Origin of the sequence: Lysobacter zhanggongensis (genome assembly GCF_046638635.1) — a bacterium.
Lineage (GTDB): Bacteria > Pseudomonadota > Gammaproteobacteria > Xanthomonadales > Xanthomonadaceae > Novilysobacter > Novilysobacter luteus.
The window spans coordinates 30201-54367 of sequence record NZ_JBJXHK010000008.1 but is presented as its reverse complement, the minus strand read 5'-3'; the positions used below and the strand labels follow the sequence as shown (position 1 = coordinate 54367).

23 protein-coding genes, 2 tRNA genes and 2 pseudogenes are annotated in these 24167 nt (G+C 63.9%); 4 read left to right on the top strand and 23 right to left on the bottom strand.

All coding sequences use genetic code 11. The features are described from left to right. The 3 genes from ACKVMH_RS02925 to ACKVMH_RS02915 all read left to right on the top strand — a co-directional run. On the top strand, positions 1–408 hold a 408-nt coding region (locus tag ACKVMH_RS02925; RefSeq protein WP_412699165.1), incomplete at its 5' end, for a transketolase C-terminal domain-containing protein. A gap of 253 nt (positions 409–661) precedes the next feature. After that, positions 662–1429 (top strand): IS1595 family transposase, encoded by a 768-nt coding sequence (locus tag ACKVMH_RS02920; protein ID WP_412699164.1) that lies wholly within the window; start codon positions 662–664, stop codon positions 1427–1429. Further along, positions 1422–3791 carry an N-6 DNA methylase gene (locus ACKVMH_RS02915; protein ID WP_412699163.1) on the top strand — a complete coding sequence of 790 codons (2370 nt, stop codon included), beginning with the start codon at positions 1422–1424 and terminating at the stop codon, positions 3789–3791. The genes ACKVMH_RS02920 and ACKVMH_RS02915 overlap by 8 nt, the downstream gene beginning before the upstream one ends. 263 nt (positions 3792–4054) lie before the next feature. Here the strand turns inward: ACKVMH_RS02915 and ACKVMH_RS02910 are convergent, their stop codons facing one another. The 23 genes and pseudogenes from ACKVMH_RS02910 to uvrB form a co-directional block, all read right to left on the bottom strand. Further along, the gene (locus ACKVMH_RS02910; RefSeq protein WP_412699162.1) at positions 4055–4843 is read right to left on the bottom strand and encodes a single-stranded DNA-binding protein; all 789 of its coding nucleotides are present in this window, start codon (positions 4841–4843) and stop codon (positions 4055–4057) included. A gap of 905 nt (positions 4844–5748) precedes the next feature. Further along, the gene (locus ACKVMH_RS02905; protein ID WP_412699161.1) at positions 5749–6300 is read right to left on the bottom strand and encodes a helix-turn-helix domain-containing protein; all 552 of its coding nucleotides are present in this window, start codon (positions 6298–6300) and stop codon (positions 5749–5751) included. A 17-nt stretch (positions 6301–6317) separates the two neighbouring features. Next, complete coding sequence (locus ACKVMH_RS02900) at positions 6318–6605, bottom strand: hypothetical protein (protein ID WP_412699160.1); 288 nt, start codon at positions 6603–6605, stop codon at positions 6318–6320. A gap of 319 nt (positions 6606–6924) precedes the next feature. Continuing rightward, positions 6925–7578: a helix-turn-helix domain-containing protein gene (locus tag ACKVMH_RS02895; protein WP_412699159.1), complete on the bottom strand. Its 654-nt coding sequence runs from the start codon at positions 7576–7578 to the stop codon at positions 6925–6927. Between the two features lie 19 nt (positions 7579–7597). Next, positions 7598–8908, bottom strand: coding sequence for a replicative DNA helicase (locus tag ACKVMH_RS02890; protein WP_412699158.1), 1311 nt, complete (start codon positions 8906–8908; stop codon positions 7598–7600). 44 nt (positions 8909–8952) lie between these two features. Beyond that, a complete protein-coding gene (locus ACKVMH_RS02885) occupies positions 8953–9687 on the bottom strand; it encodes a hypothetical protein (RefSeq protein ID WP_412699157.1) in 735 nt (244 codons plus the stop codon). Positions 9688–9706: 19 nt separating this feature from the next. After that, complete coding sequence (locus tag ACKVMH_RS02880) at positions 9707–10105, bottom strand: hypothetical protein (RefSeq protein ID WP_412699156.1); 399 nt, start codon at positions 10103–10105, stop codon at positions 9707–9709. Further along, positions 10102–10389, bottom strand: a complete 288-nt coding sequence (locus ACKVMH_RS02875; protein ID WP_412699155.1) for a hypothetical protein — start codon at positions 10387–10389, stop codon at positions 10102–10104. The genes ACKVMH_RS02880 and ACKVMH_RS02875 overlap by 4 nt, the downstream gene beginning before the upstream one ends. Continuing rightward, the gene (locus ACKVMH_RS02870; RefSeq protein ID WP_412699154.1) at positions 10386–10595 is read right to left on the bottom strand and encodes a helix-turn-helix transcriptional regulator; all 210 of its coding nucleotides are present in this window, start codon (positions 10593–10595) and stop codon (positions 10386–10388) included. Before ACKVMH_RS02870 ends, ACKVMH_RS02875 begins: the two co-directional genes overlap by 4 nt. 93 nt (positions 10596–10688) lie before the next feature. Further along, on the bottom strand, positions 10689–11468 hold the full coding sequence (locus ACKVMH_RS02865; protein WP_412699153.1) for a hypothetical protein: 780 nt from the start codon (positions 11466–11468) through the stop codon (positions 10689–10691). A 78-nt stretch (positions 11469–11546) separates the two neighbouring features. Beyond that, on the bottom strand, positions 11547–12791 hold the full coding sequence (locus ACKVMH_RS02860; RefSeq protein ID WP_412699152.1) for a tyrosine-type recombinase/integrase: 1245 nt from the start codon (positions 12789–12791) through the stop codon (positions 11547–11549). A 177-nt stretch (positions 12792–12968) separates the two neighbouring features. Then, positions 12969–13045, bottom strand: a tRNA-Pro gene (locus tag ACKVMH_RS02855). A 71-nt stretch (positions 13046–13116) separates the two neighbouring features. Next, a complete protein-coding gene (locus ACKVMH_RS02850) occupies positions 13117–13473 on the bottom strand; it encodes a MerR family transcriptional regulator (protein ID WP_215219862.1) in 357 nt (118 codons plus the stop codon). Next, complete coding sequence (locus tag ACKVMH_RS02845; RefSeq protein WP_215219861.1) at positions 13466–13771, bottom strand: integration host factor subunit alpha; 306 nt, start codon at positions 13769–13771, stop codon at positions 13466–13468. Before ACKVMH_RS02845 ends, ACKVMH_RS02850 begins: the two co-directional genes overlap by 8 nt. A 30-nt stretch (positions 13772–13801) precedes the next feature. Next, positions 13802–14911: pseudogene (locus tag ACKVMH_RS02840) on the bottom strand (phenylalanine--tRNA ligase subunit beta); the annotation flags it as partial. A gap of 6 nt (positions 14912–14917) precedes the next feature. Further along, positions 14918–16338, bottom strand: a pseudogene (pheT, locus tag ACKVMH_RS02835) (phenylalanine--tRNA ligase subunit beta); the annotation flags it as partial. A gap of 24 nt (positions 16339–16362) precedes the next feature. Beyond that, positions 16363–17373 (bottom strand): phenylalanine--tRNA ligase subunit alpha, encoded by a 1011-nt coding sequence (gene pheS / locus ACKVMH_RS02830; RefSeq protein ID WP_412699151.1) that lies wholly within the window; start codon positions 17371–17373, stop codon positions 16363–16365. 213 nt (positions 17374–17586) lie between these two features. Then, a complete protein-coding gene (rplT, locus tag ACKVMH_RS02825) occupies positions 17587–17946 on the bottom strand; it encodes a 50S ribosomal protein L20 (protein WP_215219858.1) in 360 nt (119 codons plus the stop codon). Between the two features lie 13 nt (positions 17947–17959). Then, positions 17960–18157: a 50S ribosomal protein L35 gene (gene rpmI / locus ACKVMH_RS02820; RefSeq protein ID WP_036207173.1), complete on the bottom strand. Its 198-nt coding sequence runs from the start codon at positions 18155–18157 to the stop codon at positions 17960–17962. 248 nt (positions 18158–18405) lie between these two features. After that, on the bottom strand, positions 18406–18930 hold the full coding sequence (infC, locus tag ACKVMH_RS02815) for a translation initiation factor IF-3 (protein WP_251370689.1): 525 nt from the start codon (positions 18928–18930) through the stop codon (positions 18406–18408). Between the two features lie 66 nt (positions 18931–18996). Further along, the gene (gene thrS, locus ACKVMH_RS02810) at positions 18997–20898 is read right to left on the bottom strand and encodes a threonine--tRNA ligase (RefSeq protein ID WP_412699150.1); all 1902 of its coding nucleotides are present in this window, start codon (positions 20896–20898) and stop codon (positions 18997–18999) included. A gap of 293 nt (positions 20899–21191) precedes the next feature. Continuing rightward, positions 21192–21266: transfer RNA gene (locus tag ACKVMH_RS02805), tRNA-Val, on the bottom strand. Positions 21267–21349: 83 nt separating this feature from the next. Further along, complete coding sequence (uvrB, locus tag ACKVMH_RS02800) at positions 21350–23425, bottom strand: excinuclease ABC subunit UvrB (RefSeq protein ID WP_412699149.1); 2076 nt, start codon at positions 23423–23425, stop codon at positions 21350–21352. 154 nt (positions 23426–23579) lie between these two features. On the opposite strand from uvrB, the gene ACKVMH_RS02795 reads away from it, so the two are divergent. Next, on the top strand, positions 23580–24128 hold the full coding sequence (locus ACKVMH_RS02795) for a GspH/FimT family pseudopilin (RefSeq protein ID WP_412699148.1): 549 nt from the start codon (positions 23580–23582) through the stop codon (positions 24126–24128). The last annotated feature ends 39 nt before the right edge of the window (positions 24129–24167 follow it).

The window sequence follows — 24167 nt, the reverse complement described above, 5'->3', positions numbered from 1 at the left end:
GCCGAGGTGCGGCGCCGCGGCGGCCCGGTGGCGTTGCTCGCGTTCGGCGCGATGGCGGCCGCGGCCGAACAGGCCGGCGTCGCGCTCGGGCTGACCGTGGTCAACATGCGCTTCGTCAAGCCATTGGACAGCGCTCTGGTGCTGCAGTTGGCACGGGACCACGAGGGTTTCGTCACGATCGAGGACAACGTGGTTGCAGGCGGCGCCGGCAGCGGCGTGGCCGAGCTGCTCGCCGCGGAAGGGATCGTCCTGCCGATCCTGCACCTGGGCCTGCCCGACGAGTTCCAGCACCACGCCAGCCGCGAGCAACTTCTCGCCGAGGCCGGTCTGGACGCGGCGGGGATCCAGCGCGCGGTCGAAGCACGCTGGCCCGGGCTGGGCGCGCGTCCGGCAACCGGTACGGCCTGACAGCGGCCGCGAAACGTCCAATCCCCAAACAGAAAACGCCCGGCGCAAACCGGGCGTTCTCGTCTTTCGAATTGGTCGGACGGCCTCTACTGAATAGCCCCATATAAGCACCGATCTGCGCGGACCTATGTGAGAGCTCCGTCGTCCGTACCGCCAAAAATACCGCCATAGCATCGCGACGACAGCACTGCGCAAAAAGAGGGGGAGCCGGGCGTTCGCATCCAATGAGACAGAACCCCTTAGACTTCCCCCTATGACCATGCCCAATCAGTTTCGATGGGGCGAGCACCTTGGCCGTGCGACTCATTACTGCCGCCACCACAAGCTAGCTGACTATCAGGAGGGCGGCCGCTGCTGGGTCGTTTGCATCGGCCTGCACCGCATGAGCTGTGTTCTCCGCAAGGTGGAGCTGAGCAGCCGAGAGATGGCGATTCGGTATGTCGAGTCGTGGTCACGCCGGTGGGAGGCACAGCTTAGATTGGAAATCGGTAGGGCGACTCCGTGGGTCGAAACTTACGTTGGCGGGGAAGAGCGCAACAAGCACCGGAACAAGCGCCTGAATGCTGCTAGGGGCGCCGCGGGCAAGACTGCGGTGATTGGAGCCGAAGAGCGCAAAGGGAAGAGCAAGGCGAACTTGATCGCAAGGACCGACTCCGCGACACTTAAAGGGTTCGTCGTGGACAACGTTGAAATCGGCGCGGCCGTCTTCACGGACGAACACAGCGGCTGTCGCCGCCTGTCGGGGTCTTTTGTCCACCACTCAATCCGGCACAGCGTTGGCGAAAACGTCAACGGCATGACCTACACGAACGGCATCGAAAGCTTCTGGGCGATGCTCAAGCGCACTTACAAAGGCACCTACCACCAAATGATCGCAAAGCATCTGTCGCGCTACGCAATTGAATTTGCGGGCCGCCACAACGTTCGCGACCTCGACACCATCGCCCAGATGACCGTGCTGGTGAAGGGGCTCGACGGCAAGCGGCTGCGCTATGACGATATGGTTGCCCATCATGGCTAACGAGCGGATCACTGAGGACTTCGTCAGGGAGCATTTTAAGTGCGACCCCCTGTTCGGAGCGGTACGGCTTGATGAGCAGAAGACCACGCTGAGCAAAGCGAAGGCGTGCCTGTCTACCGCGTCAAAGAGCCTCACGGGAAAGGCGGGGTCCCCCGAGTTCATTATTAGCTTCCCCGCCCTGCCTGACGCCATCATCGTGGTGGAATGTAAAGCGGACGCCAAGCTCCATCGGAGCAACCTAGGCGACGACCCAGTCGGCTATGCGGTTGACGGCGCGCTCCATTATTCTGCATGCCTCGCGCAACAATACAATGTGATTTCGATCGCTGTCAGCGGCTGTGATCTCAAGAGCCTGAAAATCTCAACGTTCTATCAGAGCAAGGGCAGCACAACCGTCTTGGAAGAAGACGAGAAACTGTTGGGCATTTTCTCTTACATCGAGCGGTTTGCCGGTGACACTCAGGCCAAGAATATCGAGAGTGCGGAAATTACGAAAACCGCCATCGACCTGAATAACGACCTGAACACCTACTCGATTGCTGAATACGAACGATGCACCTTAATCAGCGCCATTCTATTGGCCCTTCAGAACAAGGCGTTCAAAGGTTCTTACAAGAATATCGCCACCTCGAAGGAACTGACGCCAACCCCGGAGCGTGTGGCCAAAGCAATTCTGACCGGCATCGGCAACGTCCTTGAAGACAATGAAATCGATGCTCAGCGCGTCAAATCAATGCTCGGCGAGTTCCAAAAAATCAAGAACCACCCTATCTCGAAGTCGGCTAAAATCAAGAAGAAGAAAGCGGCTGCCGAGGAAGACAATTACGTCCTTCGCGACCTGACTGAGCGCCTCGAAACATCCATCCTGCCGCTGATCTCGTTGGGTGAAAAGGGCTATGACGTACTGGGCCGCTTCTATCGCGAGTTCATCCGTTACGCCGGAACCGATCAGAAGACCGGGTTGGTGCTGACCCCGCAGCACATCACCGAATTTTTCGGTGACGTTGTGCACCTCAATGTGAATGACGTGGTCTATGATTCATGCTGCGGAACCGGCGGATTCCTGATCGCCGCAATGAAGAAAATGCTGCTGCTGGCAGGGAACGACGCAAAGAAGAAGGGCGAGATCAAGAAGAACCAACTGGTCGGCATCGAGAAGCGCACCGACATGTTCACGTTCGCCTGCTCCAACATGATGATGAGCGGCGATGGTAAGTCTCACATTTATCAGGGGGACTCATTCTCGACCGAAAGCGCGGCGCTCATTGAGGAGCTCAAGCCGACCGTGGCGTTCTTGAATCCGCCCTACGATGTTGGCGAAGACGGCCAGTTGGAGTTTATCGAAGGGGCGCTTTCACGTCTGCAGCCCGGCGGGCGATGCGCGGCGGTCGTTCAAATGAGCTGTGCCACATCGACCGGAAAGGCGGCAGTGCTGGTCCGGGAACGGTTGCTCAAGAGCCACAAGCTGACGGGTGTATTCTCGATGCCGGACGACCTGTTTCATCCGGTCGGGGTCGTAACGTGCATCATGGTATTTGAGGCGCACAGCCCGCACCCGGCGAGCTTCAAGACGTTCTTCGGTTATTTCAAGGATGATGGCTTCCGGAAAACGAAGACGATGGGTCGGGTAGATCAGGGCGACTGGGCCACGATCAAGGCCAAATGGCAGAGCGCCTACATCAACCGCGAAAACATTCCCGGGCTGAGCGTCCTGAAATCAGTGACAGCTTCCGACGAATGGTGCGCCGAAGCTTACATGGAAACTGACATCTCGACTTTCACCGAGGCCAATTTCGTCGATTCAGTGAGGAAATATGTCGGCTTTGAGTTCCTGACCGGCCTCCGGAACAGCGCCTCATCCGGTGCGATGCAGAACAAAAAAGTTGCCCTGAACTTCAAGACTTGGCAGGCTTTTCCGATGAGCGAACTGTTCAAGGTTGCTTCGAGCCGAGATCCGTTGGTCAACCTGTTGAGCGAGGGGAAAACGCCCTACGTATCATCCACCGAGTTTAACAATGGCGTGTCCGCTTATGTTGACTTACCCCCCGCCAACCAAGGGAATGTCTTGACCGTCAATCGGGGCGGCTCAGTCGGCAAGACGTTCTATCAGGCGGACAGTTTCTTGGCGACGCCGGTTGACGTGCGAATCCTGAAGCCAAAATTCTCTTTGAACAAATTCATCGCGCTATTCCTAACCGTCATTATCGAACGGGAAAAATACCGTTTCAACTATAGCCGGAAGATGGGAACGGGCAGGATCAACGCGCTCAGTATAAAGTTGCCCGCGTCCGCCAACGGCAAGCCGGATTTTGCCTATATGGAAAATTACATCAAGGCGCTCCCCTACAGCGCGAGTCTGTGAGCATAGGTCACCACGACAGACAGCGAAAAGGCGGGGCGAGGTCGCCCGATTACGAACAAGATCAAGCGTATTCCCGCGTCGGCGGAGAAGATTGCCAAGGCTATCTTCAAGGTGACGGACAAGAAGACTAAAAATGTCCAAGGCGAAGCCGAATTAGGGTCGGCTTCGTCTAGGTTCGTATATAACTCCACGATTTATAGCCAGCCTTGCCCCAGATTGTAGGAGCCCGTCGCGAGGACTCCACGGGGCATGGGTGGGCCCGTCTACCGTCCCGGCAAACCTTTCCAATCACGCGGACGAACCCGAAAACCGGGCCCGCCTATTGTGCTCTGATGGTCGAACAAGCCGACTTGCTTGTCCTCGGTATCTGGCGGGTTCATCTCGATGTGATCGAGGTAAATCTTGTAACGCAGGCGAAGTCTTCCCCACTGGTCTACCGTAAGGGACCGAGCTGAGATGGCGTGCAGTCCGCGCGGATATGGGAGGGCCTTTTCCCCTACGGTTTCGTCTGGGATCTGTAACCGGACCGGCTCGCGAGACCCGGGCTTGACCAAATAGGCCCATTGCTCACGGATCGTGAAGGGTCGCCCAGCTTTGGTCGTGATTACTCGCTCAGTTAAGGAGACATCCTCGACCTCGAAAAGAGCCGTCTCTGCGCCCTCAGCAACATACCGAGCTGTCGCCAGATTGATCCAGTGGCGATTGTTAGCGTCCTCAAGAACATGCCTTCGAAAGGCGAGCGGATCTGAGACCGCCCCTTCATCGAGCCCAGAAAGGTCGATCTCGATAACGTCGACGCCATGTTGGCTCAGGACCGCGCGTTTGGTGCTATCGACTGCATGATGAACGCGAACCTCTACGCACAGGCTGCTCAACTCGACACCATCAACAACGCCATGAAGTACCGCGTCAGCACGCACAGCGCCGCCAAGCAGTGAGACCTCTAGTTGCGAAGTCGCAATCGACAACGGCGATGACTCGATCTCGATATCGCCACTTGCCCATCGAGGCAACATGACTGATTCTGCATCGGCGAGAACTGCCTTGGCCATTCGATGTACAGCAGTTTCCCATCCGCCTCGGCAGGAAGTGGGCCGGGCATGTTGGAAATGTCTCGCTCGCTGTCGACCTTCAAAGTCTCTATTGCGTGCAATTAAGGGCATCCCACACTCTGTGCAAACGCATCCACATCCTTTACCGGGCGGCACCTCGTTGATGAACAAGAAGCGGCCGTCGCGAAGGCCGAATGGCACCGTGAGACGTCTAGCGCCCTTGAGTTTCATACCCTGATCCTACGAGGTTGATGTTACCCGCTCGACTAAGCGGCGGGATCCGCTTACTGGTCACCACTGCCACTAAGCAATGATAGATGGCACCGTCTCTTGTCGTGAGACGGACACCCAGTTAGCTGTTGATCCCGTATAAGTGGCAGGTTCTCGTCATTGCCAAGCTAGCGAAGCAGGCGCTCGAAAGCGAGGTGAAGGACGCGGCGGACCCATGCCTAGCACGCTCTCCACGCGATAATGCAGCTCGCAGCTGTGGCCAACATTAAGCTCGATGCGTCACAGATCTACATCTGCGACGCCCCGCTGGCCGCTGCAGCGCGCGAGGGCGCTGCCAGTGGTGGATCCCCGTTCGGGCGTGTGGCGCCTCTTGAGGCGCGCTAGAATTCTCCCTGCTGGCTGGCTTGGCGACCGCCCAAGCCCCTTGAATCGGCGGCGCCAACCGTCGCGCCGATTGCCAGCACTCTCAGGAAGCCCGGCTTAGGTCGGGCTTTTGCTTTTCAGGAGTGCCGCAGCCTCGCCGCCAGCTCGTTCGCCAGCTGCGCAGTTCGGAGCCTCTGCATCGGTGCCATGTCGCCAGCGGCGATGATGTTGGTTCGCATCATCGACAACGACTTCCGCAGTTGCATGTGTCGAACCGCGGTCGATTGCGTAGTGGGCTTGGACTTCATCGCTCAGGCTTCTTCAGGGGGCAGGATGCCGCGCTCGATCAGTACTTGCCGCTGACGTTCGCGCGCTGCGGCCATGAGCGCAACGAACTCGTTGGCTTTTTCGGCGATGGCTTCCGGCGGCGTCTGGTCCTCGACCACGACCTTGTCCCGCCACTGGTGCGGCCGACGGTTGCCCAGCCAGTACCGCTGTGCCCGCACGTCAGCTGGCAGTTCCCGGGTGACCTTCTTCCGAATGATATTGCCTTCGCTGTCCGGCTCTTCCCGTACTTCGGTCACGGTGCTGCCGCCGAGGGCGGTCCGGTACAGACTCTCAGCAACATCGGCGTCAGCCCGTTCCTTCCCTGCGAGCATGGAGTCTCGAAACCCCTCGTGGCCGGCCTGCCACCGATACAGCGTGGCCTTTCCGATGCCGAAGAATTCCGCCACCTGCTCGTCTGTCTGGCCCAGTAGCGCCAGCTTGCGCGCCTGCTCGGCATAAGCCGGTTTGTACTTGCTTGGGCGTCCGCCAACGTTCGTAGCCTTCGCCTTGCTGGCCTTATTCGTCGTCTTTTTCATTGCCATCGGTGCGGCCCTCAGTGATCGTTGCCGGCGTGGGCTTCGCGCAGTGGCTCGCCGACGGCGTTCAGCGCGCGCAGAATCGCTTTGTGGTCGGCGTCGATCCGCTCGGCGAGGTTGGCGCAAGGCTCACCGCCGCCGCAGGTTGCCCGGATCATCCGCAGCACCGTCTCGTTACTGAACCCGGAGAGGTCGGCAGGCGTCGCAGCCCGGAACATGCGCACGCCCTGCTGCAGCGCCAGCAACTCGTGTAGGTGCGGGTTCGACTCCAACGTCTCAACTTCAATTGCTTCGTTTGTCGCCATTTTTATTCCCCATTTCTACGTTTCTTGCGCCACTCAGCCGCCTGCAACGCGCTTCCGGTCCACGGCATCGATGGCGGTCAGCGTGCAAAGAGTCATTGGCACCAGCAGTTCGACGTACTTGCCGCTGCTGTCTACGCGGGCTGTTTTCCGCGTTTAGCCGATTCGTTCAACCTCAAAAAACGTGCGGGCATCGAGGTCTTCCGAGTCCACGAATCCTGCGTCGTGGCCGCTCACCAGCTCAGACGTAGCTGGGAAGTTCGGCGCCGCATCCTAGACACCGGGGCGGGTTGAGTCGCGTTGGTCGTCAAGCGGGCTCCTTTCACGAGAGCCGCAGCTTCCGCAGACTGACCTCGGCGGTGCTCGCCGCCGCTTCGAGCTTGCCCAGTCGGTGGATCACCGTTGCTGACCCGAGCGTTTCCTCGAACTCGGGATTGCGGGTGCAATAGGTGCTGATGGCTGCGGACAATTCCGACACGGCGCTGAGCATCCCGCCGATACCGCCGCTAACTGCCGCGACTTCCCGATGTACCCAGTCCAGCGCAAGCAAATCACGCTGGCGCATCCGATCCCATGCGTCGAGCATCCAAGCCTGCGTTCCACGGGGCACTCCCGTTTCAAAGTCATCCGTGAAACCGAACAGGAAGTCCACGCTAACCTCGTACAAACTCGCCGCCCCGCATATCAGCCACAGCGGCACCGAGTTGGTGTCTGTGGCCGCCTCAACCTTAGACAACTTGCTAGGGTTCGCGTATCCGAGCCGCTTGGCGGCCTCCGACTGGGACAGGTTGCACAGCTCGCGCGCCTGACGCATCCGCTCGCCGATGGTCCGCACAAGCCGATCTTGCCCATGCTTGCCCAGCAGGACCGGCGAGTTCGCGGCGACGGGGTCCGAGAAGTCTAGGACTTCGATCACGCCGATGGTATCGGCAGCTTCGATGCTAATCGGGTCGGCAATCATGGGGTCGTAGGTCATTGGTGCCTCGCTGCTGTCTTTACATGTGGGGCCCATGGTCAGAAGCCCCGGTAAGGTCGGAGAATTTCATCGTGGCGCCGTCGAACCGCAGCTTGAAGCGCCCGGTTGGACCATGGCGGTTCTTCTCGAAGTTCAATTCGGCGACCTCGCGATCGTCGGTTTCGTCGTTGTACACGGCGTCGCGGTACAGAAAGCCGATCAAATCCGCTTCCCGCGTTGCCTCATCGGAGTTGGCAACGTCGCCAAGGCTCGGCCGCTTATCGCCCGGTCGTTTGTCCACTTCGGCCTTCACTTGGGCGAGTGCAATCACCGGGATATCGAGGTCGCGGGCAAGCGTTTTCAGACCGCGCGAAACCTCGGCTACCTCGTCGATGCGGTTGCCGGCCTTGGGTGCCCGGATGCGCTGCAGGTAATCGACGAACAGGACATCGATGCCGAACTCCTGCTTCCAGCGGCGTGCGACGCGACACAGCTCGTCCAGAGTCGGTGCGCTGCGATCGTAGATTCGAACCTTTCCGTCACGTAGGCGGCTCACGGACGCGCCCAGCTTCGACCACGACTCTTCGTCGATGTTGCCGTGGCGGAGCTGCTCGGCGCCGACCTGTGCGTGAGCAGCGATGCTGCGCTGGCCAATTTGCATTGCCGACTGCTCGCCGGAAATGATCCCGATCGCGTGACCTTCGCTTGCCGCGTTGAGGGCGAGGTTCACCATCAACGCCGTCTTGCCCATCGACGGACGGGCGCCGATCAGGATCAAGTCGCCCTTGTGCCAACCACCGAGTCGCTTGTCCATGCGGTTGTAGCCGGTCGGAACACCACGGATCGTTCCACGCGCCGTGTACGCCTCACTGGCGTCATCCCATGCAAGGGCGACGGCCTGCTTCATGGTGAACTCGCACTCCTGCGTGGACCGCTGCATCCGCATCAAGTCGGCGATGGCGGTGTCAACGATGCTGGCGCTGTCCCGGCCGTCGGGCTGGAGGCCGTCGTTGGCGATGCTTGTTCCCAGTTCGACCAGCTTCCGCAGTATCGCCTTGTCCCGAACGATGTCGGCGTAGGCGCGCACGTTAGCCGCGCTCGGTGTCGTGCTGGCCAGCTCGATCAGGTAGGCGCCGTTGGCGACCTGTTCGGACATGCCACGCGACTCGAACCATTCGCCGAGCGTCACCGCGTCGAACGGCTTGCCCTTGCAATCCAGCTCCTCGATAGCCCTAAAAATGTGCTGGTGGTCGCGGCGGTAAAAGTCATCGGCTGTCAGCAGATCCGACACCTGCGCCAACGCAGCGGGCACCAACATCAGCGCGCCCAAGACGCTCTGTTCGGCTTCCACGGACTGTGGCGGCACCCGGAGTCGGTCACGCATGGCGGCGACACTCACAGGTCCACCCGCTGGCGCATTGGGGCTGCGTCCGTACCGCGACCCGGCTGCCGCAGCTTGCCCCAGTCGTCGCGAATGGCGTTCTGCAGGGCAGCGTCCCAGTCGGCATAGAGGTAACCGTTGGCGGCGACCTTGCTGACGAACGATTCAAAGTGGGCGTCCAAATTCTGGTAGCCCTTATCGGACGCCCACTGCCGGACCTTGGCGCTTACTGCGAAGCCTTCGGGAATTTTCGTCTTCTGGGGGCGTGCGGCGCGCTTGCGCGGCGACTTATTCCCTTCCTCTCCTTTCCCTTCCATTCCCTTCCCTTCCGGGGTGTACTCGTCCGGGACCAGTTCCGCATCGGTGCCGCACTGGTCCGGCACCAGTTCCGCGTGGGTGCCGGACCAATTGGGGCAAGATTGGTCCGGTGCGACCCAGCCCGGAGGGATGGGATAGCGATAAGTCGGCTTCCGAATGAGCTGGTGCTTTGCCCAGCCGGTGACGTGCCAGTACCGCTGCCCGCTGGCCTCGAACTCGCCGACCAGACCGTGATGGACCAGTTCGGCCACGAGGGCCGCGACCCCCTCGCTCGTGATGTTGTCTGACGGGAACAGCTGGGCTTTCAGACGCTTGGGGCTGGCGGTATAGACGCCACGGTCATCGCAGAAATTCCACAGCCCGATGAAGGTGAGGCGAGCGGCAATGGTCAGCTCCATGACCTGCTCGCTGGACCAGAACTCGGGCTTCACGGTTCGGATGCGGGCCATATCAGCGGTCCCCCACGCCGAAGCGGTCCGCCACCAGTGCGGCGAACTGTTCGCGGTGGCTGCCGGTAAACCAGTTCTTCTCGGACAGCTGCTCGACCACGATGCGTTCCGCGTCGCCGGCATCCAGCGGAATGCAGGACCAGACCTCGCGGCCGTTATGCAGGAAGAACACGAAGTGTTTGCCGGCCACCTCCACCAACGAAGTTGCACCGGAGCCTTCATTCACAGTACGCAGCGCGGTCTCGCGCAGGCGCAACACGGCATGGCGGGCACCGTCGAGGTTGGCGGCGACATCGGCTGCGCGGCCGCTGGTCGGGTCAAGGGCCAGCGCGTGCAACTGGCCGCACAATGCGTTACCAACATCGGCCAGAAGGCGAGCATCGGTCATGGCCGCGATCACTCGACCACCCCAGCAGGGACCGAGCCCGCAATGTGTCCGACCGCGCTCAGGTAGTGCGTGATATTCGCGGTGGCGGAGGTGTCGTGCCCGTCGGCAACGACCAACTCGCCGGCAGTGACGGAACTCACGGGTGCCGCCAGCATGCGGTTCTGCCGGACGGTGTGGGCGAACAGCGCCTCCACTTCGAGCTGCGTCGCCGGATGGGCGGTCCAATTGCGGTCGAGCCGCCACTGGCCGTCATCGGACTGGATGAACTTGGCGGCGGCGTAGTCGAAGGCGATCACGCGGCCACCGCCGCCGTCGAGGCTTCGATGAACTTCTCAACCTCGCTGAAGCGATACCTGATAGCCCGCTTTCCGATACGACAGAATGCCGGACCCTGACCGGAAACGCGCCAGTTGGCCAAAGTCGATACCGCGATCTTCGCGTAGTCAGACACTTCGCTGGTGTCGAGCAGATCGCTGGGTGCGTAGCTCTTGCTGGTGGTCACGATGTATCTCCAAGTTCCCCTGCGGGTGCCGCAGTGCTTGGAGGCATGGTGATAGACCTCTAAAAAAATAGGGTCCACTTCAATTTGACCGAATTACTTGCAGGTATTCAGCAGGTTCGCGAGCGTGCCGTAGGACAGGATTTGTCGAGGATTGGCCGCCTTAAAGACGACCCCTGCAAAGACGACAAGCGATGACGCCTTCCCCGTCTTGCTGTTACGGTTCGCCGACTGCGACTCGCCCGGGCAATGTGTGCGCCAGAACTCGATCACCACCTCGGCCAGCTCGCCCTGCCAAGGCTTCTCACGATTGCCGGCCTCGCCCTGCTCACCTTCCACGGCGCCGATGACGTGCTCAACGGATTTCATGAATTCCTCGACGCCGCGAGGAAACCAAACGGACGCTGGTGTTCTGGGTGCTGCCACAACGCCACGGCAAGCAGAATGGTTGCTCAGCACCGCTTGCTGCCTCGCGTACGGCCTCACGACCTGAATAGTGGGCGGGTTGGAATGGTATTCGGCGCCATCCGCGTCGATGAAGACGCCATCGCTTTCGAGTGCCGCTTTCATAGCTTCGTGCTCGACAGCCTTGATGCGCTCGAACGTCACTTGATCCAGATTGGCGAGATTGTCCGCCAGCTTGACGAAGCGATGTTCGCGACCGTCGGCGTCGATGACGACATCACCGCCACGGATCGCTTGCTTCGCGCGGCGCTTGAGCTTTTTGAGCTGCGCAAGCTGGTCGCGCGCGGGGACGTGGGACGCGCAGCGCATGGCGTCCGATCCAGCAAAAACTATTTTTTCGACCAACTCGACAAGGGCATCGTCCGGCACGCTGGCAGGTGCCGCCTCCCTTAGCCGCTGCCAGTCGGCCACGGTGACCTCCCCGCGATACCCGGTTCGCGAAGCGTGAGGGCCTTCCTCGAATAGAACCTTCCCGGCCATGACGCCCCCTCACGCACTCCGGCGCGCGTTGATCGCCACAACGTTGCCGCCCTCGCGCAGGTTGTCGAGGTAATCGCTCCACGACTGCATCATCTTCCGGCGCTCCACCAGATGCGCCGTCCGGTTGTATGCCCTGCCGTTCGGGTCGCGGACAGCGTGCGCCAGTTGGTGTTCGATGTAGTCCGGCCGGTAGCCCAGCACTTCGTCCAATACCGTACGCGCCATTGCCCGGAAGCCGTGCGCCGTCATGGTGTCGCCCGCAATCCCCATACGCCGCATCGCTGCCACCATCGCGGCATCACTCATGGGGCGCCCCCCGCCGCGATGGCTTGGGAAGACGTACCCCGCTCCACCACGGTCGGTAAGCGGCTGCAGCTCCTGCAAGATGGCAACCGCCTGCATGGACAAGGGCACGATGTGCGCCTGCCCGGTTTTACTCGCCACGTAGCGCCATTCCGCTGCTTCGAGGTCGATGTCGGCCCAGCGTGCATGACGCAGCTCGCCCGGGCGGACGAACACCAACGGCGCGAGCTTCAACGCCGCAGCCACCATCGGCGAGCCGTCGTAGCCGTATAGCGAGCGCAGCAACGGCCCGATTTGGCTCGGCTCGGTCACGGAGGCGAAGTGCTCTCCCTTCGGCGTCTCCAACGCGCCGGCCAGATCAGCCGCAGGGTTTCGCTCAGCACGGCCCGTCGCAATCGCATATCGGAACACTTGCCCTGCCAGCGAACGGGCGCGATGGGCCGTCTCGATCTTGCCCTCCGCCTCCGGCTTACGCAGTGCGGCCAGCAGTTGCGGCGCCGTAACTTCGCCAACGGGCAACTGCCCGATGTACGGCAACAGGCGCTTCTCCAGCATTCGCCGCTCACGCTTCGCCGTACCGGCCACGATGTCCTTCATCCGCCGAAGCCACCACTCTTCAGCCACCGCCTCGAAGGTGTTGGCCACCCGCTCCACCGTGGCCGCTTTCTCCGCCTTACGCTGCTCGCCCGGGTCGATCCCGGCGGCCAGCAGTTCGCGCGCCTTACGCACCCGCTCCCGCGCCTCCGCCAGCTTCACGGCGGGGAATGCCCCGAACCCGATGGTGTTTTGTCTGCCGATGGCAGGGCGCCGGTAGTCCCAGCGCCAGAGCTTTGCCCCGTCCGGGTTCACTAGCAGGAAGAGACCGCCGCCGTCGCGCAGCTTGTACGGCTTGTCCGTCGCCTTGGCGTTCTGGATTTGGCTGGCTGTCAGAGGTGCGATGCGTTTCGGCATTTGGCGGTATCCGGTTTGCGGTACGGGGTGCTCTCGAGCCCCCTGTACCGCCAAAGCTACCGCCAAACTTGGGGGACTTCCAGATATCAGCCGGTACGTCACAGGACGCCAGACAAGAAAAAAACCCCGTAAGAACGGGGTTTCAGGGACTTTTCGGGAAGTTCCCGAGTGTCTAATTGGTCGGGACGGCCGGATTTGAACCGACGACCACCTGTCCCCCAGACAGGTGCGCTACCAGGCTGCGCTACGCCCCGAGTGTCTTGCATCCGCCAGCAGGCGGCCGGTGATTATAGCCGAGTTGCCTGCCACCGCCACGGCTTTCGCGTCAGCGACGCAGCAACTGCAGGACTTCTTCCAGCTCCATCCGGACCTGCCGGATGATCTGCGAGCTCAACGCGGATTCGTCCTTCGCCGCCTCGCCCTCCAGCCGCAGCCGGGCGCCGCCGATCGTGTACCCCTGTTCGTACAGCAGCCCGCGGATCTGCCGCACCATCAGCACTTCATGCCGCTGGTAGTAACGGCGGTTGCCGCGGCGCTTGACCGGGTTAAGCGACGGAAACTCGGTTTCCCAGTAGCGCAGCACGTGCGGCTTGACGTCGCACAGCTCGCTGACCTCGCCGATGGTGAAATACCGCTTGGCCGGGATCGGCGGAAGTTCGCGGTTGCTGCCGGGGTCAAGCATGGGTCACGCCCCCGCCATACGCTTCGACGCGTTCCTTGAGCTTCTGGCCGGGCTTGAAGGTCACGACGGTGCGTGCGGAGATCGGAATCTCCTCGCCGGTCTTCGGGTTGCGGCCCGGACGCTGGTTCTTGCGGCGCAGGTCGAAGTTGCCGAAGCCCGACAGCTTGACCTGGCGGCCGCTTTCGAGCGCCTGGCGCAGGCTGTCGAAAAACGCGTCGACGAATTCCTTCGCTTCGCGCTTGTTGAGGCCGACCTCGTCGAAGAGGCGCTCGGCCATTTCAGCCTTGGTCAATGCCATCGTGTGGTTCCTGCCCTGCCTGCCTAACCGTCAGCCGCGAATCGTGGCCGCGTGCGCCTGTTGCAACCGCGTGGTCACCGCGGCAACCGCCGCGTCCACGTCCTGGTCGGTCAGGGTGCGTGATTCTTCCTGCAGAATCAAGCCCATAGCGAGACTCTTGCATCCAGATTCCACGCCCTTGCCCTGGTAGACATCGAACAGCACGAGGTCGCGCAGGACCCTTCCGGCCGCTTCCCGGACGCTTGCCGACAAGGCCTGCCAAGTGACGTCCTGGGGCACCACGAAGGCGAGGTCGCGGCGGACCGAGGGGAACCGCGAGCGGGCGCCGGACTTCGGCAGCGGCCGGGTCACCAGCGGCTCGAGGTCGAGTTCGAACCCGACCACGTCGACATCGATTTCCAGCGCGCGCGCCAGCCGCGGATGGACCTGGCCGACCCAGCCCAGCCGCGTCGACTCGCCGTTGCTGTCGTGGCGGAACACGTCGGCTGAACGTCCCGGATGGGCCCAGTCGGGCGTTGAGGGACGGAACTCGAGCCGCGCACCGGACAGGGCCGCCAGACTCTCCAGGTCACCCTTCAGGTCATGGAAGCCGACCGGTCGGGAGGGCGCGCCCCACTGCTCGGCGCCGGCGTTGCCACAGGCGACAGCGGCGACACGGAGCGTATGCAACGGGGCGGCGCCGGCCTGGGCGGTGAACACGTTGCCGATCTCGAACATCCGCACGCGCGACTGCTGGCGCGCGGTATTGCGCCCCAGCGCCGACACCAGTCCCGGCAGCAGCGAAGTGCGCATGACGCCCAGCTCCGCGCTGAGCGGATTGGCGAGCGCGACGCTTTGCCCGGTTGACCCCCACGCCTGCAGCAGGCTGGCATCGACGAAGGCGTAGTTGATCGCTTCCAGGAAGTCCCGTGCCGCGAGCTGGCGGCGCACCACCCCGCCGTCGACGCGGGTCTCGCTCGGCGCGACCAGCCGCGCGGCACCCGACGGTAAGGTGGTCGGGATGGCGTCGTAGCCGTGGATCCGCGCCACCTCTTCGATCAGGTCCTCCTCGATCGCAAGATCGAAGCGGCGGCTTGGCGGCGTCACCCGCCAGCCCAGCGGATCCGACTCCACCGCCAGGCCCAGCGCCCCGAGGATGCGCGCCNGATGGCGTCGTAGCCGTGGATCCGCGCCACCTCTTCGATCAGGTCCTCCTCGATCGCAAGATCGAAGCGGCGGCTTGGCGGCGTCACCCGCCAGCCCAGCGGATCCGACTCCACCGCCAGGCCCAGCGCCCCGAGGATGCGCGCCACCTCGCCGTCGGCAACGGTGAGGCCGAGCACCCGTGCGAGCCGGTCACGCCGAAGCAGGATCGGTCGCGGCGGCGCCAGATGCGCCTCGAGCGCGGCCTCGACCACCGGCCCGGGCACGCCGCCGGCCGCGTCAAGGATCAACCGGGTGGCGTACTCGAGCGCGATCCGGGGCAGCTCCGGGTCGACACCGCGTTCGAACCGGTGCGCCGCGTCGGTGTGCAGGCCGAGCTTGCGGCTGCGGCCGATGATCGCCTCGGGTGCAAAGTGCGCCGACTCGAGGAACACGTTGCGGCTGGCCTCGGTCACGCGGGTGTCGAAACCACCCATCACCCCGGCCAGCGCGACCGGCCGGTCGGCGTCGGTGACGAGCAGGAACTCGGCATCCAGCTGGGCGTCGCGTCCATCGAGCAGTTTCAGGGATTCGCCCGCGCGTGCCCGGCGTACACCCACCGGACCGGTCAGCGTGTCGCGGTCGAACGCGTGCATCGGCTGGCCGAGTTCCAGCATCACGTACTGGGTCACGTCGACCAGCAGCGAGACCGGGCGGACGCCGCTGCGGCGCAGGCGCTCGGCGATGCGCCACGGGGTCGGCGCGGACGCGTCGACGCCTTCGATCACGCGACCGCAATAGCGCGGGGCGTCGGCGCCGGCTTGCAGCTCGATCGGCAGGCTGGCCTGCGACACGGCCGGCACCGGTTCGAGTTCGAACGAAGCGACTTCGCTGCCGGACGCGGCGGCGACGTCGAACGCGATTCCGCGCACGCCGAAACAGTCGGCGCGATTGGGCGTCAGTTTGATCTCGATGCTGGCGTCGGGCAGGCCCAGCAGGGTAGCCATAGGCTGGCCCACCAACGCATCGGCGGGCAACTCGAGCAGACCGGAGGCATCGACGTCTGTCCCCAGCTCCTTTGCCGAGCACAGCATCCCGAAGGACTCGACACCGCGCAGCTTGGCCGGCGTGATCGCCATGCCGCCGGGGAGCACCGCGCCGACCTTCGCGAGTGGGGCCTTGAGCCCGGCACGGGCGTTGGGCGCGCCGCAGACGATCTGCACGCTTTCGCCGCCACCCGCGTCGACCGTGCACACCTGCAGCCGGTCGGCTTCGGGGTGCTTCTCGGCACTCACGATCTCGGCCACCACCACCCCGTCCAGCGCCCCGCCGAGGTCGGTCACCTCTTCGACCTCCAGCCCGATCGCGGTCAACGTCGCGACCAGTTGCTCGCGGCTGGCGGTGGTGGGCACGTGCTGGCGCAGCCAATTCTCGGAAAACTTCATGGTTGTCGTCCTTTCCCGGTGGCGTCAGGCGAACTGGCGCAGGAAGCGCACGTCGTTCTCGAAGAAGCTGCGCAGGTCGTCGACCCCGTAGCGCAGCATCGCGAAGCGCTCGACACCCAGTCCGAAGGCGTAGCCGGTGTACTTCTCCGGGTCGATGCCGACGTTGCGGAGTACGTTCGGGTGGACCATCCCGCAGCCCAGCACCTCCAGCCACCGCGTGGACCCGTCCGGCTGCTGCCAGGCGATGTCGACCTCGGCCGACGGCTCGGTGAAGGGGAAATAGCTCGGGCGGAACCGCATCTTGAAATCGCGTTCGAAGAACGCACGCACGAACTCGGCCAGGGTGCCCTTGAGGTCGGCGAAGCTGGCGTGCTCGTCGACCAGCAGGCCTTCGACCTGGTGGAACATCGGCGTGTGGGTCTGGTCGCTGTCGCTGCGATACACCTTGCCCGCGGCGATCATCCGCAGCGGCGGCTGGCCGCCGGTTGCCAGCAGGTCCTGCATGTAGCGCACCTGCACACCCGAGGTGTGGGTACGCAGCAGCCGCCCGTCATCGAAGTAGAAGGTGTCGTGCATCGCCCGCGCCGGATGGTGTGGCGGGAAATTGAGTGCCTCGAAGTTGTGCCAGTCGTCTTCGATCTCGGGGCCGTCGGACAGCTCGAAGCCGAGCCGCCCGAAGATGTCGGCGATGCGCTCGAGCGTTCGGCTCACCGGATGCAGCCCGCCGCGGCCGGAGTCGATGCCCGGCAGGGTGACGTCGATGGTTTCGTCGGCGAGCCGGGCATCCAACGCGGCGGACTCGAGCGCCTGTTTGCGCTCGCCCAGCGCCGCAGACACGGTGTCGCGCGCCTCGTTGATCGCGGCGCCGGCCGCCTTGCGCTCCTCCGCCGGCAGCTTGCCCAGCTGCTTGAGCTGGCCGGTGATGGTGCCGGACTTGCCGACCAGCGCGACCCGCAAGGCCTCGATGGCGGCCGGCGAATGGGCCGCGGCGATGTCCGCCAGCGCCTGGCGGGTCAGGGTTTCGATCTCACTCATGCGCAATCCCGATGTCACCGGACCATTCCGTCTCAGGAGCGACATCTGTCGCCACCCGCCGAACGCTTGAGGCAGGTCGCGACTGGCATCGCTCCTACGGGGAGCCCATTCCAAAAACGAACATGGGGAAGGACTTGCGCCCTTCCCCATGCGTTTACTGCGATGTACGTCCGCCTACAGGACCACATGGCCCCCTGCCGGCGGGCGACACACTTACGCTGCGAGCGCGCCCTTGGCCTTCTCGGTCAGCGCGGCAAAACCCGCCGCGTCGTGCACGGCGATGTCCGCCAGCACCTTGCGGTCGAGGGTGATGCCGGCCTTCAGGAGACCATTCATGAAGCGGCTGTAGCTCATGCCGTTGGCGCGGGACGCCGCATTGATGCGGGTGATCCACAGCGAACGGAAATTGCGCTTCTTCTGCTTGCGGCCGATGTAGGCGTACTGCAACGCCTTGGTGACCGCCTGCTTGGCGACGCGGAAGACCTTGCGGCGGGCGTGGTAGTAGCCCTTGGCCTGCTTGAGGATCTTCTTGTGGCGACGACGCGCCTGGACACCACGTTTGACTCGTGCCATTTCTCAGTCCTCCTCAGGCGTACGGCAACATGCGGGTGATACGACCGGCATCCTCGGCGCGGACGTGGTTCGTCTGCCGCAGGTTGCGCTTCCGCTTGGTCGCCTTCTTGGTGAGGATGTGGCTACGGTTGGCGTGGCCGCACTTGAACTTGCCGGACGCGGTCTTGCGAAAACGCTTGGCCGCCCCGCGGTGGGTCTTGATCTTGGGCATTGCGAATGTCCTTACGGGTTCTTGTCACTGGCCTGGGCGGTGGCTCGCGCCACGCTTTCCTTCCTGCCCAACACCGGCTTGTAAGTCGTTGATCCGAAAGGGATCCACGACAGGTCCTGGCTGCATTTCAACTTCAAACACACAACAAACCCCGGCGAACCGGGCCGGCCATTATGCCGTCCGCCTGCCGGGGTTGCAAATACTTCTTCGAAATCAGTCGCTTCGGGCGCCAGCCCGGAGCGCGGACCTCAGACCTTCTTCTTGGGCGCGATCATCATGACCATCTGACGCCCTTCGAGCCTCGGGCGCGATTCGATCACGATGTCCTCGCCGAGGTCGGCCTCGATCCGGGCGGCCATCTCGCGGCCGAGCTCCTGGTGGCTCATCTCGCGGCCACGGAAGCGGATGTTGACCTTGATCTTGTCCCCTTCCTCCAGGAACCCGCGCATCTTGCGCAGCTTGATCTGGTAGTCGCCCTCGTCGGTCACGGGGCGGAACTTGACCTCCTTGATCTCGACCTGCTTCTGCTTCTTCTTGGCCGCGTTGGCCTTCTTCTGCAGGTCGAACATGAACTTGCCGAAATCCATCACGCGGCAGACCGGCGGGTCGCCGTGCGGCTGGATTTCGACCAGGTCGAGTCCTTCTTCCTGGGCAAGGCTCAGGGCTTCGTCGCGCGAGAGCACGCCAACCATCTCGCCGTCGCTGCCGATCACGCGCACTTTCGGGACGCGGATCTCCTGGTTCTTGCGGTTCCGCTTGTCGGGGGTACTGATATTGCAATCTCCGGTATCAATCGTGCCGGCCGCATCGGTGCGGCCGGGTCTCTGGTGGACGCTGCCTCAGCCGGCGTCCTCGTCATGTAAACGCGCGGCGAACTCGGCGGTGGTCATCGACCCCAAATCCTCCCCCCCGCGGGTCCGCACCGCAACCATGCCGTTCTCCTTCTCGCGGTCCCCGACCACCAGCAGGTACGGCACGCGCTGCAGCGTGTGCTCGCGAATCTTATAGCCGATTTTCTCGTTGCGCAAATCGCTTTGGACCCGGAACCCTTGATTTGCAAGGGATTTCCGGACCTCCTCGACGTGGTCGGCCTGGGCATCGGTAATGTTCATCACGACCGCCTGGACCGGTGCCAGCCAGGCCGGGAACTGGCCTGCATGGTGCTCGATCAGGATGCCGATGAAACGCTCCATCGACCCCACGATTGCGCGGTGCAGCATGACCGGGTGGCGCTTCTGGCTGTGCTCGTCGACGTACTCGGCGCCCAGGCGGCCCGGCATCATGAAGTCGACCTGCATCGTGCCCAGCTGCCAGGTGCGGCCGATCGCGTCACGCAGGTGGTACTCGATCTTCGGGCCGTAGAACGCGCCCTCGCCGGGCAGCTCCTCCCATTCCACCCCGGCCGAACGCAGCGCCGAGCGCAGCGCGTCCTCGGCCTTGTCCCAGGTCGCGTCGTCGCCCAAGCGCGGTTCCGGACGCAGGGCGAGCTTGACCTGCACGTCGGTGAAGCCGAAATCGGCGTAGACCGCCATCGCCTGGCGGTGGAACGCGGTCACCTCGGACTCGATCTGCCCCTCGGTGCAGAACACGTGGCCGTCGTCCTGGGTGAACCCGCGCACGCGCAGGATGCCGTGGAGCGCACCCGACGGCTCGTTGCGGTGGCAGGCGCCGAACTCGCCATAACGGATCGGGAGGTCGCGATAGCTGTGCAGGCCGTGGTTGAACACCTGCACGTGGCCCGGGCAGTTCATCGGCTTCAGCGCGTAGGTACGCTTCTCCGACTCGGTAAAGAACATGTTTTCCTGGTAGTTGTCCCAGTGGCCGGACTTCTGCCACAGCGACACGTCGAGGATCTGCGGGCAGCGCACTTCGTCGTAACCGGAATCCCGGTACACCTTGCGCATGTACTGCTCGACCACCTGCCAGATCGACCAGCCCTTGGGGTGCCAGAAGATCAGCCCGGGCGCCTCTTCCTGCAGATGGAACAGGTCCTGCTGCCTGGCGATCCTGCGGTGGTCGCGCTTCTCGGCTTCCTCCAGCTGGTGCAGGTAGGCCTTGAGATCCTTGTCGTTGAGCCAGGCGGTGCCGTAGATGCGGCTGAGCATCTGGTTGTTGTGGTCACCGCGCCAGTAGGCGCCGGCGACCTTCATCAGCTTGAAGCTGCGCAGCTTGTCGGTGCCGGGCACGTGCGGGCCGCGGCACAGGTCGGTGAATTCGCCCTGGCTGTAGAGCGAAAGGTCCTGGTCGGCCGGGATCGACTCGATGATCTCGGCCTTGTAGTGCTCGCCGATGCCCTTGAAGAACGCAACCGCCTCGTCGCGCGACTTGACGCTGCGGCTGACCGGCTGCGCCTCTTTCACGATCTTCTGCATCTCGGCCTCGATGGCCGGCAGGTCCTCGGGCGTGAACGGGCGCTCGTAGGCGAAGTCGTAGTAGAACCCGTTGTCGATGACCGGGCCGATGGTCACCTGCGCGCCCGGGAACAGGCGCTGCACGGCCTGGGCCAGCAGGTGCGCGGTGGAATGGCGCAGCACCTCGAGCGCGTCGGGGTGCCTGTCGGTAACGATCTCGAGCGCGGCGTCGTGGTCGATCCGGAAGCCGGTGTCGACCAGCTTGCCGTCGACCTTGCCGGCCAGCGCGGCCTTGGCCAGGCCGGGGCCGATCGAGCCGGCGACGTCGGCGACGGAAACGGGGTGGTCGAATTCGCGGCGGGAACCGTCGGGGAGCGTGATTGCAATCATGGGGATCAGGGTTCGGGCTTCTGTAGGAGCGGGCAAACAAAAAGCGCCACGAGGGCGCCTGCGGATGCGGAAGCCTCGGGGCGTGTCAGCGTTGGCCGGTGGTAGTGTCCATGTCGCACGCTCGGCCGGCGCGTCGGCGCGGGCCACCTCGGTCGGGGCGACCGGGCCGGCCGCACCCCGCAATAGTCCGGAACGGGGCGCGGCAAGTCAACGGCGGCAAGGTGGCCGTTTGCTTGCACCGAAACGCGAAAACAACCACGGCCGGGGCAGACCCGGCCGTTTTCGCAACATTCTGGTGGGCGGTACAGGGTTCGAACCTGTGACCCCTACCATGTCAAGGTAGTGCTCTACCGCTGAGCTAACCGCCCTTCGCCTTGAACAACCCGGCGAGAGGGCGCGCAGTTTAGCCCGCGGCGGGACCGTCGGCAATAGCCGCGAGCACGCCGGCCCACTATGCGGCGAAACCCTGCTCCTTGAGCCGGTGCAGTTCGTCGCGGACCGATGCCGCCTGCTCGAACTCCAGGTCGCGGGCGTGCTGGTACATCTGCTGCTCGAGCTTCCTGATGCGTGCGGCCAGCTGGCCGGGGCTGAGCGCCGCGTACTCTGCAGCCTCTTCCGCCGCCTTGCGGGCACGGTTACGCCCTTTCAGCGAGTCCGGATCGACCCGCGCACCCTCCATCACATCGACGACCGGGCGGCTCACCGACTGCGGCGTGATGCCGTGTTCTGCGTTGTATTCGACCTGCTTGGCGCGACGGCGGTCGGTCTCTTCGATCGCCCGCTTCATCGAGTCGGTCATCCGGTCGGCGTACAGGATCGCCTTGCCGCGGACGTTGCGGGCGGCACGGCCGATGGTCTGGATCAGCGAGCCGGTCGAGCGCAGGAAGCCTTCCTTGTCGGCGTCGAGGATCGCCACCAGCGACACCTCGGGCATGTCCAGGCCCTCGCGCAACAGGTTGATGCCGACCAGCACGTCGAACTTGCCGAGCCGCAGGTCGCGGATGATCTCGACGCGCTCGACCGTGTCGATATCCGAGTGCAGGTAGCGCACCCGGACGCCATGCTCGCCGAGGTATTCGGTCAGGTTCTCGGCCATGCGCTTGGTGAGCGTGGTAATCAACACGCGGTCGCCCATCGCGGTGCGCTTGGTGATTTCACCGAGCACGTCGTCGACCTGGGTCGCGACGGGCCTGATCTCCACCTCGGGGTCGATCAGCCCGGTGGGCCGCACGACCAGCTCGGTGACCTCGCCTGCGGAGTGCTCCAGTTCGTACTTCCCCGGCGTGGCGGACACGAAGATCGCCCGGGGCGAGCGCCCCTCCCATTCCTCGAACTTCAACGGCCGGTTGTCCAGCGCCGACGGCAACCGGAACCCGAACTCCACCAGCGTCTCCTTGCGCGAGCGGTCGCCCTTGTACATCGCACCGACCTGGGGAACGGTCACGTGCGACTCGTCGCAGACCAGCAGCGCGTCCGGTGGGAGGTAGTCGAACAGGCACGGCGGCGGCTCGCCGGGCATGTGGCCGGTCAGGTGGCGGCTGTAGTTCTCGACACCGTTGCAGTAGCCAACCTCGGCCAGCATCTCCAGGTCGAACTGGGTGCGCTGGGCCAGCCGCTGCGCCTCGACGAGCTTGTTCTGCGCATACAGCTGCTCCAGCCGCACCCGGAGCTCGTCCTTGATCGCATCGACGGCGTCGAGCACCGTGCGGCGCGTGGTCACGTAATGGGACTTGGGATAGATCGTGTAGCGCTGGAGCTTGCGCAGCGTCTCGCCCGTGAGGGGGTCGAACGCGGTGACATTCTCGATCTCGCCGTCGAACAGCTCGATCCGCACGGCCTCCATCTCCGACTCGGCCGGGTGCACGTCGATCACCTCGCCCCGGACGCGGTAGGTGCCGCGGCGCAGCTCGGTGTCGTTTCGCGAGTACTGCATCTCGGTCAGGCGCCGGATCAGTTCGCGCTGGTCGATCCGCTCGCCGCGGACCATATGCAGCACCATCCGGAAGTATTCGTTGGGATCGCCGAGCCCGTAGATCGCCGAAACGGTGCAGACGATGATGCAGTCGCGCCGCTCCAGCAGCGCCTTGGTCGCCGACAGCCGCATCTGCTCGATGTGCTCGTTCACCGAACTGTCCTTCTCGATGAAGGTGTCCGATGACGCCACGTAGGCCTCGGGCTGGTAGTAGTCGTAATAGCTGACGAAGTACTCGACCGCGTTGTGCGGGAAGAACTGCTTGAACTCGCCGTACAGTTGCGCCGCTAGGGTCTTGTTGGGCGCCATGACCAGGGTCGGCTTCTGCACCCGCTGGATCACGTTGGCGATCGTGTACGTCTTGCCGGACCCCGTGACCCCGAGCAGGGTCTGGTGGGCCAGGCCCGCCTCGAAGCCGGCCGACAGCTTCTCGATGGCCTGCGGCTGGTCGCCGGCAGGCTGGTAAGGCGAGACGAGCTGGAACACACCCTCGCGCGCCGGCGCGTCCGGCGACGGGCTTGTCGTGGCGGGGATGTCGATCGAAGAGTCGGTCATCGCTCGTGGAATGGGGGACGAAACGCCCAGTGTAGGACCTCGTCCGGATGGGGGCGGACACGGGGTTTCCCTACCCCGACGATTGCCGGGCGCCGACTGCGGTTCAGCTGCTGTCGCCTGACGATGGCGCCTTGCTTACGGATGGAGCGAGGCGATGGCGCACGAAGCGCACATACGTACCGGCGGGTACACCCTGGTCGAACTGATGGTGACGCTGGCGGTGCTCGCGGTGACGCTGACGATTGGCGTGCCCGCGTTTGCGGGCGTCATCCAGCGCGCCCGGGAGGCGAACGCCTACCACCTGCTGACAGCCTCCTTGGCCGCCGCCCGGATCGCCGCGGTGAAGGACGGGACCGCCGTGTCCGTGTGCCCGAGCCCCGACGGCGCCCGCTGTCGGGGCGACGCGGTCTGGGAAGGTGGCTGGATCGTCTACAGCGACCCGGGCGACGAGGGCCAGCCGCGGGATGCCCGAGCGGTACTCCAGCACGTCGAAGGCATCGGCCCCGGATTGGCCCTGCGAAGCACGAGTGGGCGCACACGGGTCCGCTTCACCCCAGACGGCTGGTCCTACGGCCGCAACCTGAGCGTGCGGCTGTGCGGGCTCGAGGGGAGCCGGCTGCTGGGGAAGGTGGTGGTGAACAATGCGGGGCGGCCGCGGAGCGAGCGCTATGGCGCGGGAGAACCCTGCCCTTACCTGCTCTGAGGCCCCATACGCAAAAGGCCCGCATCGCTGCGAGCCTTC